The 16,278-nt window shown below is 68.7% G+C and carries 14 protein-coding genes and 1 pseudogene; 10 read left to right on the top strand and 5 right to left on the bottom strand.

What is annotated here, in order from left to right; genetic code table 11:
* Positions 1-69 precede the first annotated feature (69 nt).
* The gene (locus N415_RS20790; protein WP_068186257.1) at positions 70-573 is read left to right on the top strand and encodes a histidine phosphatase family protein; all 504 of its coding nucleotides are present in this window, start codon (positions 70-72) and stop codon (positions 571-573) included.
* Here N415_RS20790 and N415_RS20795 read toward each other — a convergent pair.
* On the bottom strand, positions 570-1,127 hold the full coding sequence (locus tag N415_RS20795; RefSeq protein ID WP_068186261.1) for a DUF3558 domain-containing protein: 558 nt from the start codon (positions 1,125-1,127) through the stop codon (positions 570-572). The genes N415_RS20790 and N415_RS20795 overlap by 4 nt on opposite strands.
* Entirely contained in the window at positions 1,124-1,660 is a 537-nt protein-coding gene (locus tag N415_RS20800) for a DUF3558 domain-containing protein (RefSeq protein WP_173817424.1), read from the bottom strand. Before N415_RS20800 ends, N415_RS20795 begins: the two co-directional genes overlap by 4 nt.
* Before the next feature lie 140 nt (positions 1,661-1,800).
* Between N415_RS20800 and N415_RS20805 the strand changes: the two genes are divergently transcribed.
* From N415_RS20805 to N415_RS20845, 9 genes and pseudogenes are all read left to right on the top strand, one after another.
* Entirely contained in the window at positions 1,801-3,546 is a 1,746-nt protein-coding gene (locus N415_RS20805) for an ABC transporter ATP-binding protein (protein WP_068186326.1), read from the top strand.
* Positions 3,543-5,420, top strand: coding sequence for an ABC transporter ATP-binding protein (locus N415_RS20810; RefSeq protein WP_068186264.1), 1,878 nt, complete (start codon positions 3,543-3,545; stop codon positions 5,418-5,420). Before N415_RS20805 ends, N415_RS20810 begins: the two co-directional genes overlap by 4 nt.
* 52 nt (positions 5,421-5,472) lie before the next feature.
* Positions 5,473-5,796 (top strand): DUF732 domain-containing protein, encoded by a 324-nt coding sequence (locus N415_RS20815; RefSeq protein WP_068186266.1) that lies wholly within the window; start codon positions 5,473-5,475, stop codon positions 5,794-5,796.
* A gap of 23 nt (positions 5,797-5,819) precedes the next feature.
* A complete protein-coding gene (locus N415_RS20820; RefSeq protein WP_068103637.1) occupies positions 5,820-6,506 on the top strand; it encodes a hypothetical protein in 687 nt (228 codons plus the stop codon).
* A gap of 87 nt (positions 6,507-6,593) precedes the next feature.
* Positions 6,594-7,727 (top strand): annotated as a pseudogene (locus tag N415_RS20825) (BTAD domain-containing putative transcriptional regulator).
* Between the two features lie 93 nt (positions 7,728-7,820).
* Positions 7,821-8,177: a DUF732 domain-containing protein gene (locus N415_RS20830; protein ID WP_068186268.1), complete on the top strand. Its 357-nt coding sequence runs from the start codon at positions 7,821-7,823 to the stop codon at positions 8,175-8,177.
* Between the two features lie 177 nt (positions 8,178-8,354).
* On the top strand, positions 8,355-9,053 hold the full coding sequence (locus tag N415_RS20835) for a C39 family peptidase (protein ID WP_068186270.1): 699 nt from the start codon (positions 8,355-8,357) through the stop codon (positions 9,051-9,053).
* Positions 9,054-9,124: 71 nt separating this feature from the next.
* Entirely contained in the window at positions 9,125-10,846 is a 1,722-nt protein-coding gene (locus tag N415_RS20840) for a serine/threonine-protein kinase (RefSeq protein ID WP_068186329.1), read from the top strand.
* A gap of 162 nt (positions 10,847-11,008) precedes the next feature.
* On the top strand, positions 11,009-12,895 hold the full coding sequence (locus N415_RS20845) for a serine/threonine-protein kinase PknH/PknJ (protein ID WP_068186273.1): 1,887 nt from the start codon (positions 11,009-11,011) through the stop codon (positions 12,893-12,895).
* Between the two features lie 17 nt (positions 12,896-12,912).
* Here the strand turns inward: N415_RS20845 and N415_RS20850 are convergent, their stop codons facing one another.
* The 3 genes from N415_RS20850 to N415_RS20860 form a co-directional block, all read right to left on the bottom strand.
* Positions 12,913-13,497 carry a hypothetical protein gene (locus tag N415_RS20850; RefSeq protein ID WP_068186277.1) on the bottom strand — a complete coding sequence of 195 codons (585 nt, stop codon included), beginning with the start codon at positions 13,495-13,497 and terminating at the stop codon, positions 12,913-12,915.
* A 240-nt stretch (positions 13,498-13,737) separates the two neighbouring features.
* Positions 13,738-14,865: an adenylate/guanylate cyclase domain-containing protein gene (locus N415_RS20855; RefSeq protein WP_068186280.1), complete on the bottom strand. Its 1,128-nt coding sequence runs from the start codon at positions 14,863-14,865 to the stop codon at positions 13,738-13,740.
* Between the two features lie 10 nt (positions 14,866-14,875).
* Complete coding sequence (locus N415_RS20860) at positions 14,876-16,267, bottom strand: amidase (protein ID WP_152531500.1); 1,392 nt, start codon at positions 16,265-16,267, stop codon at positions 14,876-14,878.
* Positions 16,268-16,278: the final 11 nt, after the last annotated feature.

Here is a 16,278-nt window from a genome sequence, read left to right on the forward strand (position 1 = left end):
GAAAAACTCCTCCACACCGACGAGGGACAAGACGACGACGACGATGACGACGCGGCGTAGCGTGAGCGCGTGACTGAACGGCGCACACTGCTGTTGATGCGGCACGCGAAATCCGATTACCCGGAGAGCGTCCCGGATCATGACCGGCCGTTGGCGCCGCGAGGCATCCGGGAGGCCGGGCTTGCCGGGGACTGGTTGCGCGGCAACGTTCCCGCGATCGATGCCGTGCTGTGCTCCACCGCGACGCGCGCCCGGCAGACGTTGGACAGGACGGGAATCGACGCCCCGGTGCGCTACAGCGAGCGGCTCTACGGCGCCACCCCGGGGACGATGATCGCGGAGATCAACGAGACCGGCGACGACATCGGCACGCTGCTGGTCGTCGGTCACGAGCCCACGATGTCGGGGCTCGCGATTATCCTGGCCGCCGATGACGGCACGGACATCGCTGTGCTGGAACGCATCTCGACGAAATTCCCGACGTCGGCCATCGCCGTGCTGGCGGTGCCGGGCGCGTGGAAGGGACTCGAACCGGGCGGGGCCGCGCTCACCGGTTTCGAAGTTCCTCGCTAGCTGTTGGTGGACAGCGTCAGCTCCATCAGCTTGAGCGCCTGACCACAGGCATCAATCCCCGGCGCCTGGGGGTTGACCCACCACCCGACCACCCCGGCCGCGTTGCTCGCCACGCCGCAGGCGCCGTTCGGGTCGTCCGGGCGCATCACGATCGACTCGATGCCCGCGATCGAGCGGTTCTCGACTTTGTACTTGAGGAAGTCGGCCACCTTGCGCTCTTCGCCCAGGCTGCCCTGCTCGAACCAGAACCGGGTGATGTCGATCAGCCCGGCCGGGTTCGCCGCCTGCCACCGGCAGATGGCCCCGACGAACGTGCTCTGAATGTCCAGCGGATCGGCGCCGACGGTCTTGGCCAGGATGTCGCTGGTCAACACCTCGCACTCCTTGAGCAGGTTCGGGTACTGCTGCTGAGAGGTGTTGTTGCGCGGGGGGTTGCCGCCCGCCTTGATGGCGTTACCCCCGATGGACCTCGAACATCCGGTCAACACCAACAGCGCGGCGAGCACTATGGCGAACACCGGGGCCACGCAGGCGCGAACGGTTCGCCGGCTCATTTGGAATTCGCAATCGACTGACGGGCCAGTTCCTTGGCTATGTCGCAGGGCGGCGGGAATGGCTTCTGGCTGAAGCTGACCGACCATTCGATGAAGTCGTCCTGGAACTGGATGCCTACCTCGCAGAGCGAGTCGCCCAGGTTGGGCTCGTTGCCGACGGCGATGAAGCCGCCGTGGCCGTTGATGTTGATGTCGTCGACGCTGGCGCGCGACAGCTCCTCGGTCTTGCGTTCCCGTCCGATCGGGCTGCCGCGATACCAGGAAAAGGAGAAGTGCGGGCCGAGAATCCCGCCACCCGCCAGCCACTGGCACCCGACCGAGTTCCGCGCGGTGTTCACCAGCCCGGTCACCTTCGTCAGCTCCGACACGGTCTGATCGTTGATGCCGCCGCATTGCGGGAACATCGGCCCGTGGTGGCCCTCGCCGTTGCCCGGCGTCGACGATGCCGTCGCTCCCGGTTTGTTGTCGCCGGAACCCGAGCATCCCGCAATCGTCGGGATCAGAATCGCTAAGGCCGACGCCACGAGAGCCAGCGCCCTCGCGCCTCGCCTTCTGCTCGTCACACGATGCACTGTAGCGGGACCGCGGCGGCCAACCGCTGACGCCGCGCCTGAGCAGGCATTTCGGCCCCGTGTTGACCAGCGCGTGGCGCGCCGTATGCGACAGTTACCAGATGCTCCTGGCACTGCTGCGCCAGTACATCCGGCCGTACCGGCGGCTGGTTGCGGTGCTGCTGGCGCTCCAGCTGACCAGCACCCTGGCGTCGCTGTACCTGCCCACGGTCAACGCCTCGATCATCGACGAGGGCGTCGCCAAGGGCGACACCGCCACCATCGTCAGGCTCGGCATGGTGATGCTTTCGGTCACCGGGTTGCAGGTGCTGTGCGCGGTCGGGGCCGTCTACGTCGGCTCGAGGGCGGGCATGGGCTTCGGCCGCGACCTGCGCCAGGCGATTTTCGAACACGTCACCACCTTCTCCGAGCACGAGACCGACCGATTCGGCGCGCCAACCCTGCTGACGCGCAGCACCAACGACGTCCGGCAGATCCAGTACCTGGTCCAGATCGGCGGCACCGTGCTGATCACCGCGCCGATCATGTGCGTCGGGGGCATCGTCATGGCCCTGCACCAGGAGGCGGCGCTGGCCTGGCTGCTGCTGGTCAGCGTGCCGGTGATGGCGGTGACTAACTACTTCGTCATGTCGCGCATGTTGCCGCTGCTGCGCCGGATGCAAAGCCTGATCGACGGCATCAACCGCGTGGTGCGCGACCAACTGTCCGGCGTCCGGGTGGTCCGCGCGTTCGCCCGCGAGGGCTACGAGCGCGACCGGTTCGCCCGCACCAACACCGCGCTGTCGAACACCGCGCTGGCCGCCGGCAATCTGCAGGCGCTGATGCTCCCGCTGACCACGCTGACCATCAACGTGTCCAGCGTCGCGCTGATCTGGTTCGGCGGCCTGCGCATCGACCGGGGCCAGATGCAGGTCGGTTCGCTGACCGCCTTCCTGGTGTACTTCACCCAGATCCTGATGGCCGTCCTGATGGCCACGATGACGCTGGTGGTGCTGCCGCGCGCGGCGGTGTGCGCCGAACGGATCACCGAGGTGCTCGACACCCGCGCCGCCGTGCAGGACCCACCGAACCCGAGGTTCCCGCTGGGCGGGATCGCGGGCGTCGTGCGGTTGGACGGCGCCACCTTCACCTATCCGGGCGCCGATCGCCCGGTGCTGCAAGACATTTCGTTCGCTGCGACGCCCGGGACGACGACCGCGATCGTCGGGAGCACCGGTTCGGGCAAGTCGACGCTGATCTCCCTGATCTGCCGGCTCTACGACGTCACCTCGGGCACCGTGCTGATCGACGACGTCGACGTCCGCGACTACCACACCGAGCGGCTGTGGTCGGCGATCGGGCTGGTGCCCCAGCGCGGCTACCTGTTCTCCGGCACCGTGGCCGAGAACCTGCGCTACGGCAAGGCGGACGCCAGTGATGAGGAGATTTGGGATGCGTTGCGGATAGCCGACGCCGACGGGTTCGTGCGCGCCCACGATGACGGGCTGCACATGCGCGTCGCGCAGGGCGGCATCAACTTCTCCGGTGGCCAGCGGCAGCGGCTGGCGATCGCGCGGGCCGTCATCCGCCGCCCGGCGATCTACCTGTTCGACGACTCCTTCGCCGCGCTCGACGTGCACACCGGCGCTCGGGTGCGCGCGTCGCTGGCCGAGGTGTCGGGGTCCGCGACGATAATCGTTGTCACCCAACGCGTTTCCACCGCGGCCCAGGCCGACCAGGTGATCGTCGTCGACGGCGGGAAACTGGTGGGCGCGGGCACGCACGAATCGCTGCTCGCGGAATGTCCCACCTACGCGGAATTTGCCGACTCGCAGTCGGTGGGGGCCGGGGTCGGGGGTGAGCAATGACCGTGGCGCCCGTGGCACCGGCGGCGGGACGCTCCCGCGACTTCTGGGCGTCGGCGACCCGGCTGACGAAACGGCTTGCGCCGCAACGGCGCCTGAGCCTCGCGGTGATCGCGCTGGGCGTCACCGGCACGGCGATCGGGGTGGTCGTGCCGCGAATCCTGGGCCACGCCACCGATCTGCTGTTCGACGGCGTCATCGGGCGGCAGCTGCCCGCCGGGGTCAGCAAGGCGCAGGCCATCGCCGCCGCCCGCGCCCGCGGCCAGAACGCGTTCGCCGACCTGCTGTCCGGGATGAACGTGGTGCCGGGGCAGGGGGTGGACTTCGGAGCGGTGGCCCGAACGCTGGCGCTGGCGCTGGGGCTGTATGTTGTTTCCGCGCTGCTGATTTGGGCGCAGGTCCGGCTGCTCAACGTCACCGTGCAGCGCACCATGGTCGCGCTGCGCTCGGACGTCGAGGACAAGATCCACCGGCTCCCGCTGGCCTACTTCGACGGGCGCCAACGCGGCGAGGTGCTGAGCCGGGTCACCAACGACATCGACAACGTGCAGTCGTCACTGTCGATGACGATCAGCCAGCTTTTGACCGCGGCCCTGACGGTGGTCGCCGTGCTGGCGATGATGGTGTCCATCTCCCCGCTGCTGGCCGGCATCACGCTGCTGGCCGTGCCGATCTCGCTGCTGGCGACGCGGGCGATCGCGCGGCGTTCGCAGCGCCTGTTCGTCGCCCAGTGGCGAAGCACGGGGCGCCTGAACGCCCACATCGAGGAGACCTACAGCGGATTCACGGTGGTCCGGACGTTCGGCCACCAGGCCGCGGCGCGCGAGCAGTTCCGCCGCCTCAACGACGAGGTCTACCGGGCCAGCTTCGGCGCCCAGTTCTTCTCCGGCCTGGTGGCGCCGGCGACGGGGTTCATCGGCAACGTCGGCTACGCCGCGGTCGCCGTCGTCGGCGGCCTGCAGGTGGCCACCGGGCAGATCACACTGGGCAGCATCCAGGCCTTCGTCCAATACCTGCGGCAGTTCAACGCGCCGGTGAGCCAGGTGGCCGGGATGTACAACACTCTGCAATCCGGGGTGGCCAGCGCCGAGCGGGTGTTCGAGCTGCTCGACGAGCCCGAGGAGCCGCCGGACCCGGAGCGGGCATTGCCGCGGTCCAACGGCGGCCGGGTCGAGTTCGAGCACGTGAACTTCTCGTACCGGCCGGGCACGCTGGTGATCCACGACCTGTCGCTGGTGGCCGAGCCGGGCAGCACGGTGGCGATCGTGGGGCCGACCGGGGCGGGCAAGACCACGCTGGTGAACCTGCTGATGCGGTTCTATGACGTCGACTCGGGCCGAATACTGGTCGACGGGCTCGACATCACCGCCGTGAGCAGGCAGTCGCTGCGATTGGGAATCGGCATGGTGCTGCAGGACACCTGGCTGTTCGACGGGACGATCGCGGAGAACATCGCCTACGGCCGCCCGGAAGCCACCGAAGACGAGGTGATCGAGGCCGCCAAGGCGGCGTACGTGGACCGGTTCGTGCATACGCTGCCGGCCGGCTACCAGACCCCGGTCAGCGGCGGCGGCACCAACATCAGCGCCGGCGAGCGCCAGCTCATCACCATCGCCCGCGCATTCCTCGCCCGGCCGCGGCTGCTGATCCTGGACGAGGCGACCAGCTCGGTGGATACCCGCACCGAGACCCTCGTTCAGCACGCCATGCGCGAACTCCGCCGCGGCCGCACGAGTTTCATTATCGCGCACCGCCTTTCGACCATCCGCGACGCCGACCGCATCGTCGTTGTCGAGGCCGGTCGCATCGTCGAAGAGGGCAGCCACGCCCAACTGCTGGCGCGGCGCGGCGCCTACTACGCGATGACTCGGGCTTAATCACCAAGAAATCGTTGAGGATCCGTCAAGGGTCCGGCCGGAACCTTGGCGCATGTTCGCATTTCGCATCGCCGCAGCCGTCGCAACCGCTCTCGTCGGCGCCGCCGTCGGGCTCGCGGTGGCCACCGCGGGCGGCGCATCGGCCGGCACCGTCGACGACGCCTTCATCACGGAGATCAGGGGCGCCGGCATCGGAATCGACTCGCCGCAGGCCGCGATCATGGACGGCTACCTGGTGTGCGTGGAGCTCAACGCCGGCAGCAGCGGGCCCGAGATCGCCCGTCAGGTGCTGAGCGAGACCAATTTGACCACCAAGCAGGCGGACTACTTCGTCGTCGTCGCCGCCAAGGCCTACTGCCCGCAATTCGCCAAGTGACGCCGAGAAGCAAAGGACTGGTAATGAAGCCCAACCGGATCGCCACGGCCACAGTCACATTCGCGGTACTCGCGATTGCGTTCGGTGTGGCCGCCCCGGCCAATGCGGCCTCCGAGGCCGTGTACGGCGACCCCGTCGCCGCCGGCAAGTTCTGGCACCAGCAGCAGTACGACGACTGCGTCCTGATGTCCAGCGCCGACGTCATCGGTCAGATCACCGGCGAGTCGCCCTCCGAGGCCGCCATCATCGAGAAGGCCCACTCGACTGCGAGCGTGGTTCACGGCGGCCCGATCTACACCAAGCCGGCCAACCCGGACGACCCGAATTCGGGCGACGGCGCCAGCATGGCGGACATTCCCGCGTTGCTCGCGCATTACCGGGTGGCCGCGGTGGTCATCGACAGGGACGACCGCGCAGTGAGCGGAATCCGCTCGGGCATCGCGGGGCTCAAGCAGGCGCTCGGCGGCGGCCACAAGGTGATTGCCAGCGTCAACGGCGAAATCATCTGGCACGAGCCCGTCGACGCGAGGGACAAGAGCGGCAACCCCGTGTCCGACCACGCGGTGGTGGTGACCGGTGTCGACGTCGCCCGCGGCATCGTCCACCTCAACGACAGCGGCATCGCCGAGGGCCGCGACGAGCAGGTTCCCATCGAGCTTTTCGTCAAAGCTTGGGACACCAGCGACGAGTTGATGGTGGTCACGCTGTAGATCGCGTTGGGGTGTTACCGAATTCGCGAAGTTCGTATCACAATCAATGAACGCAACGCCGCGGAAGACGGGAGGGTGTGACGCGCGATGGTCGAGAAACGCCTCGAGTTCGGTCTGCTCGGGCCGCTGGAAATGAGCGTTGACGGGACCCTGGTTCCCCTCGGCACCCCCAAGTAGCGGGCCGTGGGGGCCATGTTGCTGATGAACCGCAACAGCCCGGTCGGCGTTGACCGGCTGATCACGGCTCTGTGGGAAGAGTCGCCGCCGTCGGGGGCGCGGGCCAGCATCCACTCCTACGTCTCCAACCTGCGCAAGCTGCTCAGCGGCGCCGGAATCGACCCGCGGGTGGTGCTGGCCGCGGCGCCCCCGGGCTACCGCCTCAGCATCCCCGACAACGCTTGCGACATCGGGCGATTCATCGCCGAGAAGACCGCGGGCGTGAATGCGGCCGCCGCGTCCCGGTTCGAACAGGCGAGCAAGCATCTGTCGGCGGCACTGGCGGAGTGGCGCGGACCGGTGCTCGAGGACCTGCGCGACTTCCAGTTCGTCGACACCTATGCCACCTCCCTCGTCGAGGAGAAGATTCTGGTCCACACGGCCAAGGCGGAGGCCGAAATCGCTTGCGGGCGCGCCTTTGCCGTGATCACCGAGCTCGAGGCGCTGACCGTGGAGCACCCCTACCGCGAGCCGCTGTGGGCCCAGTTGATCACGGCCTACTACCTCACCGAGCGCCAATCCGACGCGTTGGCGGCCTACCGCCGCGTGAAGGAGACGCTCGCCGACGAGCTCGGCATCGACCCGGGCCCGAACCTGCGCGCTCTCAACGAGCGGATCCTGCGCCAGGAGCCGTTGGACGTCAAGAAGATCGCCGTGACCACCGCCGCGGTCACGCAGACGGTCATGGATCAGCACACCAGGGTTTCCGAGCGCAACGCCGTCGCGCATCTGCGCGAAGTCGGGGGGCGAAGCTATCCGGTGCAGGAGGCCGCGACCCGCATCGGGCGCCTCAGCGCCAACGACATCGTGCTGGACACCCCCAAGGTCAGCCGCCACCACGCCGTCATCGTCGATACCGGCACCAGCTGGGTGATCAACGACCTGCGCTCCTCGAACGGCGTGCAGGTGCAGGGCGAGCGCATCCGCTCGGCGACCCCGCTGCAGGACGGCGACCGCATACGCATCGGCGAGCACGAGTTCACCTTCGAGGTCAGCCAGGGGTAACGCGGGCATCAAGATTTCGTTGAGAATCCTCCAAGGGTCGGACCCGAAGCTGAGCACACCAACGGGCCAAACCCACAGCAAAGGATCTCGACAATGTTTTCTCCCCGGTTCTCTCCCCGGTTCTCTCCCCGCATCACCGCAGTCGTCACCACGGCCATCGGCGCCGCCGCCGCCGGGCTGGCGATCGCCACCGCCGGCGCCGCCGGGGCCAGCACGGCCGACGACACCTTCATCACCGAGATGAGGGGCCTCGGCGTCACCTTCACCTCGCCGCAGGAGGCCATCAAGGAAGGCCACCAGGTGTGCAAGGAGCTGGCCGCCGGCAAGACCGGGACGGACGTCGCCACCGAGGTCCTGAGCCAGACGAACCTCACCACCAAGCAGGCCGCCTACTTCGTCGTCGATGCGGCGCAGGCCTACTGCCCGCAACTCTCCGCCCAACTGACCTGACCAACCCACCCACCCGAATGGGGGATCCCGATCACGGGGTCCCCCATTCGTCGTTTTTGACCGAAAAGGGTTGCTGCATAGATGGTTTCAAGAATTCGTTGAGATTACGACAAGGTCAACATTGGAACCTTTTCTCAACCAAACCGCAACCAAGCGGAACGACAAAAGGACCCAGCAGTGAAGACCATGAAGATCGCAAGCATCACCAAGACCGCCGTAGTCACGGTCGCCGCCGGCGCCATCGCGTTGGGAGTGGCGGGAACCGCCGGCGCGGCTTCGGGTGCCACCTACGGCGACCCCGACGGCGCGGCCAAATGGTGGCGCCACCAGAAATACGACGATTGCGTGCTGATGGCCGCAGCGGATGTGGTCGGCCAGGTGACCGGCAAGGAGCCCTCGGAGGAGGCCATCATCAAGAAGGCCCAGTCCACCCCCAGCACAATCCACCCCGGGTCGATTTACATCAAGCCGTCCGACACCAGACACCCGGGTTCGGGCCAGGGCACCATGTTCGCCGATGTCCCGACGCTGCTGGCGCAGTACAAGGTCGACGCCGTCGCCACCGACCGGCGGCACGCTGCGGCGAGCGGGGTCCCCGGCGGCATCGCGGGAATCGAGCAGGAACTGGGCACCGGCCACAAGGTGATCGTCAGCGTCAACGGCGAATTGATCTGGAACGTCCCCGTCGAGACGAAGGACGAAAACGGCAAACCGCAGGGCGACCACGCCGTGGTGGTGACCGGCGTCGACACCGGCTACGGCATCGTCCATCTCAACGACAGCGGTGATCCGAAGGGCCGCGACGCGCAGATCCCGATGGCGCTCTTCCTCAAGGCGTGGGACGCCAGCGACCAGTTGATTGTCGTCACCACGTAAGGCGTTGCGACCGGCCGACCAGATCGGAGCGGATTGATATGGTCGGCGGGTCGCGGTTGTTGGGAGGATCGATGAGCGGGGCGCCGGGCTCGCGGGTGGGGACGATGTTCGGACCCTACGAACTCAAGCGGGCCCTTGGCCACGGCGGAATGGGCGAGGTCTACGAGGCCGAACACACCGTCAAGGGGTGGACCGTCGCGCTCAAGCTGATGTCGGAATCGGTCAGCAGCGACCCCGTGTTCCGCGAGCGGATGCGGCGCGAGGCCCGCATCACCGGCCGTTTGCAGGAACCCCACGTGGTGCCCATCCACGACTACGGCGAGATCGATGGGCAAATGTTTTTGGAGATGCGCCTCATCGAGGGCACCGATCTCGGAACTTTGCTCAAGCAGTTCGGGTCGCTGTCGCCGCCCCGCGCGGTCGCCATCATCACCCAGATCGCCTCCGCGCTGGACGCGGCGCACGCCGCCGAGGTGACGCACCGGGACGTCAAACCGCCCAACATCCTGGTCACCCGCGACGACTTCGCCTACCTCGTCGACTTCGGCATCGCCAGCGCGAAGACGGACGAGAAGCTGACCCAGCTCGGCACCGCCGTCGGCACGTGGAAATACATGGCGCCCGAACGGTTTTCGAAGGACGAGGTGGACTACCGCGCCGACATCTACTCGCTGGCGTGTGTGTTGTTCGAATGCCTGACCGGGTCGCCGCCCTACCAATCCGACAGCGCCGGGGTCTTGGTCAACGCCCACATGCTGGAGCCCATCCCCCAGCCCAGCGCCAAGCGTTCGGGCATCCCCCGGGCCTTCGACGGGGTGATCGCGCGCGGCATGGCCAAGAAGCCCGAGGACCGCTACGCCAGCGCCGGCGACCTGGCCCGCGCCGCCCACGACGCGCTCACCAACCCCGACCAGACCCAGGCGGTCAACATCCTGCGCCACGGTGAGGAGTCCACGCTGCCGGGACTGAACGCAGCCGCCCAAGGGGCGGTTGGGCCCGGCGCCCCGCAGCCACTACAGGCCCGGAACCCGGCCCCCAACAGCGGACCCATCCCCCGCGCGGCCCCGCCGGCGCCCAATCGTGCGGCGCACCAACCCCAGTGGGCCGGTCCGCCGCCGCAGTTCGCCGGCCCGCCCCCCTTCGGCTATGGGCATCCGCCGGCGCGCAAACGCAACCCGTGGCCCATCGTCGCCGGCGCGGCCGCCGCCGTCGTCGTCCTGGTGGCCGCGGTGATCGGCATCTCGATGGCCGTCGGGCACGACGACAACGAGACCCCCGACGCGGCCACCACCACGACCGCAACCACGACGACCAAGAGGACGACCACCCGCACCACCCCGGCGCCGACGTCCACCGCGCCGTCCGTCGCCGCGAGCAAGCTGCTGGGCCTGCTGCCCGCCGGCTACCCACCCGGCGCGTGCACGCCGGACCCCCAACCGATGGCGGGTGCGATCGTGTCCGTCTCGTGCGGGCCGAACACCGACCCCAACGGCCCCACGATCTCGTCCTACGCGCTGTTCGGTGACCTGCAAACGGTGCAGGGCGCGTTCACCGAATTCACCGGAACCGACACGATCGTCAAGTGCCCAGGCGACAAGGCCTCGCCCGGCACCTGGTGGCATAACAAAGACCCGAACACCATCCTCGGGCAGATCGCCTGCGGCCACTACAAGGGCGATCAGCCGAAGGTGATGTGGACTAACCAGCAGACCCTGGTGTTCGCAGTCGTCGGCGGAGATACCAACGGGCCGAACCTCGATCAGCTGTATAAGTGGTGGGCCGCGCACTCGTAGTGACGCAGCTGCCGCTGCGACGCGGCGGGTGCTCGACGTCGGTTGTGGCAGCCCTGCCGGGGCCGACCGTCTGATTGCTGAGCCGGGGGCTCGCGGTTGGCCGCTCGGGTCGGCGGGTGTTGATATGGTCGGCGGGTCCGGGGTTGGTTTGGAGGGTCAGGGATGAGCGACGCGCAGGCCTCACGGGTGGGCTCGATGTTCGGGCCCTATCACCTGAAACGGCTGCTGGGCCGCGGTGGGATGGGCGAGGTCTACGAGGCCGAGCACACCGTCAAGGAGTGGACGGTCGCCGTCAAGCTGATGTCCGACACGTTCAGCAAGGACCCGGTGTTTCGCGAGCGGATGAAGCGCGAAGCCCGCATCGCCGGCCGTTTGCAGGAACCGCACGTGGTGCCCATCCACGACTACGGCGAGATCGACGGCCAGATGTACATGGAGATGCGGCTGATCGAGGGAGTCGACCTGGACACCCTGCTCAAGCGGTTCGGCCCGTTGACCCCGCCGCGCGCGGTGGCCATCATCACCCAGATCGCCTCAGCCCTGGACGCCGCCCACGCCGCCGGGGTGATGCACCGCGACGTCAAGCCGCCCAACATCCTGGTCACCCGCGACGACTTCGCCTACCTCGTCGACTTCGGCATCGCCAGCGCGACCACCGACGAAAAGCTGACCCAGCTCGGCACTGCGGTGGGAACCTGGAAATATATGGCGCCGGAACGGTTTTCGAACGACGAGGTCACCTATCGCGCGGACATCTACGCGCTGGCCTGTGTGCTGCACGAGGCGCTGACCGGATCGCCGCCCTACCGCGCCGACAGCGCCGGCACCCTGGTCCACGCCCACCTGTTGGACCCCATTCCGAAGCCGAGCGACGTTCGCTCGGGCATCCCCAAGGCGTTCGACGCGGTGATCGCGCGCGGCATGGCCAAGAAGCCCGAAGACCGCTACGCCAGCGCGGGCGACCTGGCCCTGGCCGCGCACGAGGCCCTCAGCGACCCCGACCAAGACCACGCCAACAACATCGTGCGTCGCAGCCAGGAAGCCACGCTGCCCGCCACCGCCGAGGCCCGCACCGCGGACGTCCTCGACCCCACGGTGGCCGCCCCGCCCGTGACCCCGCCCCAACCACAACAGGTCACCACCCCGCCGCCGGCGCCCGCCCAGGGCTACCCCGCGTCCGGTCCCATTCCGCAGGCCGCCCAAACGCCCCCGCCGTGGGCCCCCGAAAGCGGGCCCATTCCCGGGGCGAACCAAGCTACCCCGCCGTACTACCAGGGCGGCAGCGGTAGCTGGGGCGGCCCGCCGCCGCAGTTCACCGGGCCCGCGTCCTCGTCGTGGAATCAGCCGCCCGCCAAGCCCAAACGCAACCCGTGGCCGATCGTCGCCGCCGTCGCGGTCGTGATCGTCCTGGCCGTCGGTGGGGTCGGGGCGTGGTTGATCCTGAAGCCCAAGCCGGCGCCGCCGCCCCCGGAACCGGTAGCGCCCGACCGGCTCAGCGCCCTGCTGCTGGATCCGTCGGGGATCAACAGCATCATGGGTTCCTCCGAGATGACGCCCGGCAAGCCCATCACGTCGATGGACACCTCAACGGTGACGCTGTCCCTGCCGAACTGCCTGGGCGCGCTCTACACCAGCCAGGACCCGGTGTACGCGGGGACCGGCTACACGGGCATCAGCGGGCTGGTGTCCTCGGAATCCGGCGACAACTACGACCACTGGGTCAACCAGGCCGCCGTCGCATTCCCGTCCGCCGACAAGGCGAAGGCGTTCGTGCAGGCGTCGTCCGACAAGTGGAAGGGCTGCGCCGGAAAGACGGTCACGGTGACGAACAAGAGCAAGCAATACCGGTGGACGTTCGCCCAACTGAACGGCAGCCCGCCGAAGATCACCATCATGGACACCCAGGAAGGCGCCGACGGCTGGGAGTGCCAACGCGCGATGGGTGTGGCCAACAACGTCGTCGTCGACGTCAACGCCTGCGGTTACCACATCACCGATCAGGGTGGGCAGATCACCGACAAGATCCTCGCCAAGGTCGGCAACGAATAACCAAGGGCCAGTTCGGCTTACGACTGGAGGTCGGGGCCCTCGGCACGCAGATCGTCGACCGCCGACATGGCGTCGCGCAGCTTGGCCAGCCATTCCTCGGTGTGCTCGCCGACCAGCTTGACCGTCCACGCGAGCGCGTCAGCGCGGGACCGCGCGACGCCGGCGTCGACCAGCGTGTCGAGCACCTGACGCTCGGGTTGCTTCAGGCGCGTCATCACCGGTACGGCGATGTGCGTGAACAGGATTCGCTCGGTACCCGTTTTGGTACCGACTTCGACGCCCCAGGAAACCTTGCGCCCGTAGCGATCCTGCGCCTCGTCCGCGATGCGCATGCGCTCCGACCGCGTCTCTTCGCGGAACCGTGAGACGCGGCCTTCCGCGCGGGCCTCGCTCTCTTCTTCGCCGGAGCCCGCGAACTCGGGCAGCTTGCCGATGACGGTTATCTCCTCGCGATCGACGATGACGGTGGGGTCGCCGTCGAACCAGGCTTCCGGTAGGCGTCCGGCGAACCATTCCGCCGCGCCGCTCGCGTCAGGCTGCTGGGCCTGCTGCCAGCCGCCGGGGCGACCGTAGCGCCGCCCGTGGGTGTGGTGTGTCTTCATGATTACATGATTACACCGTTACACATGTAATGGAATGGCGTTCACCGGGGGCGAACGCCGGTGGGGCGGGCGCCCGTCCGTTCGGGTCGGGAAAAACCGTTGATATGCGCTGTTCGGAGTTGTATTTTTGGTAGCGAAGCAGGCCCGGAAGCGACCGATTCGAAGCGCTGGGAAACGGGGTAGGAAACCAGCCGCGTACGACCTAAGCGTCAAACGCCCCCTAGAGTCGCCCGGGCCTGCCTATGCGTCGCCCCGGCGCACCCGGAAAAGTTTCACCTCGTTCTTGATGCCCTTGAGGCGGCGCGCACCGGCGAACGAACCCTGCAGGTTCCCGTTGTGACCCGTCGCGTTGAGGGCCTCCCAGACCGAATCGGCGACCAGCACGGTGCCCGGTCGCGCCACGGCGGCGACCCGGCTTGCCACGTTGACCGGGCTGCCGAACCAGTCGCCGGCCCGGCTGACCGCCATGCCGGAGGCCACCCCCGCCCGCAGCCGGGGGAAGTCGTTGTCGGTGTCGACGGCCTCGACGAGCTTGAGCACGGCGTCCAGGATGGGCAGCGGCTCGGGGCAGACGAACATGGCCGCGTCGCCGATCGTCTTGACGAACCGCACCGGCGGGACGGTCACGTCCCGGGCAAGGTGGGCCAGCCGGTTGGCCAACTGCCCCAGCTCCTCGGCCGACACCACCTCGCCTATCCGGGTGAAGCCGACAAGGTCGGCGAAGGCGACGGTGATCTGGCGCGCGCCGGGAAGCGGCTTTCCCGCGGCCCGTTCGGCGGCGTTGACGGCCTCGGTCTCCATCATGTGCCGCAGCTGCATGAACAGCATGTGCTGGATCATCGGGCCGAGGATCGGCTCGATCTCGCTGACCAAAGCCTTTGACGCCTGGGCGATTTCCAGCTCGGTGGCGCCCGGCCGCATGATCGTCGAAAGGGCGGCGTACCGCATCACCTCGGCGGCGCGGGAGAGACCCTCGGCGAGCACCCGGACCACGAGGACCAGTTGCTCGGGATCCAGGCCCAGCTCGACGAAGCGCTGGGTGAAGGCGGCGGCCTCGCCGTCGGCGCGCATGTGGACGGCCGCGTCGGGGTCGTCGACCCGCACCAGCCCGATGGCGCGCTGCACCTGCTGCAGCAGCGCCAGGTCGACGCCATAGGTCTCGCTGATCTCACGGGTGGAGACGTAGGTCCCGTCGTCGCCGATCAGGTGGCGGGTGGCCAGCAGCAGGGGCGGGTTGGTGCTCCGGATCTCCTCGCGCGTGATGCCCTGGTCCAGCAGCCACCGCACGAGTTCCGCCCGTTCGGCGCGCGCGGCGCCCTCGAGCCCCTCCAGCAGATCGTCGATGTTTTCCTCGGCGGCGTCGGGCATTCGGCTTCCCCTATGACACCGGCGGGCGCCGGTGGGCCCATGGCCTGGCGGCCTCGATCTGCGCCGACAGCGACAGCAGCGTCGCCTCGTCGTACGGCCGGCCGACCAGCTGCACGGCGATCGGCAACCCGTGGCCGTCGAGGTCCCACGGCACGGCCGCGGCGGGCTGACCGGTCAGGTTCCAGATCGGGAAATAGGGAACCTGCTGCGCCACCAGCAGCAGCGTCGAGACGCCGCCGCGGCGCCGGTAGGCGCCCACCCGCGGGGGTCCCGTCGCGTTCCCCGGCGTGACGACGACGTCTACGTCGTCGAAGATCGCCTGGATCCGGCCGGCCACCGCGGGCTCCGCGGCGCGGATCGCGTCCATCCTGCGGTCCGAGAAGAGTGCCCCGGCGCGCGCCAGGCTGCGGGTGCGGGCCTCGAGGCGTTCGGGGTGCGCCTGGGCGTCCGCGTCGTCGCTGATGCCGCGCAGGAAGCGGGGCAGGTAATTGGTCAGGACCGCGGCCGGCGGGTACTCGGGGTCGCGGGTGATGACGTCGTGGCCGAGATCGCGCAGCAACGCGCCCGCCTCGTGCACGGCGGTCAGTTGCGCCTTGCCGACGCGGACGGGGACCGGCATTGGGCCCTTGGTGCTCAACGCAATTCGCAGCCGGCCGGGGTGGCGCGCGGCGGCGGCGGCGAACTCGCCCTCCGGACCGGGCACGGTTGACGTCGCGTCCAGGAACGTCGCGGCGTCGCGCACCGACCGGGCGATCGGGCCGTTGACGCTCAGCCCGTGCCACGCGTTGTCATGCGGCTCCAGCGACACCCGGTCGCGTTGCGGCTTCACACCGAACACCCCGCACCACGACGACGGGATGCGAATCGACCCGCCGCCGTCGGATCCCAGCGCCAGCGGCGCCAGCCCGGCGGCCACCGCGGCTGCGCTGCCGCCGCTGCTGCCACCCGGCGTGCGCCTGAGGTCCCACGGGTTGCGGGTTGCCCCGAAGGTCAGCGACTCGGTGAACGGAAAGATCATCAGCTCGGGCACATTGGTCTTGCCGATGACGACCGCGCCCGCGGCGCGCAGCCGACGCACCGCCTCCGCGTCGGACGTCACCGCGGGGCGGTGCCCGCCGCTGCCGCACGCCGTCACCTCGCCCGCGACATCGACGTCGTCCTTGATCGCGATCGGCACCCCGAGCAGCGGCAGCCGCTCCCCCGCGTCGAGGCGCTCCTGCGCCACCGCCGCCTCGTACCGCGCGGTGTCGGCCAGCACTACGCGATAGCAGCGCAACTCGCTGTCCAGCCGCGCGATCCGGTCCAGAAAGATTTCGAGCAACTCCGGCGCGGTCAGTTCGCCGTCGGCCAGCATCCGGGCCTGTTCGGCGGCGCCGGCAAAGGCCACCTCGCGAGCGTCCACCGCCGCAGCGT

Origin of the sequence: Mycobacterium sp. UM_CSW (genome assembly GCF_000455205.1) — a bacterium.
Classification (GTDB): domain Bacteria; phylum Actinomycetota; class Actinomycetes; order Mycobacteriales; family Mycobacteriaceae; genus Mycobacterium.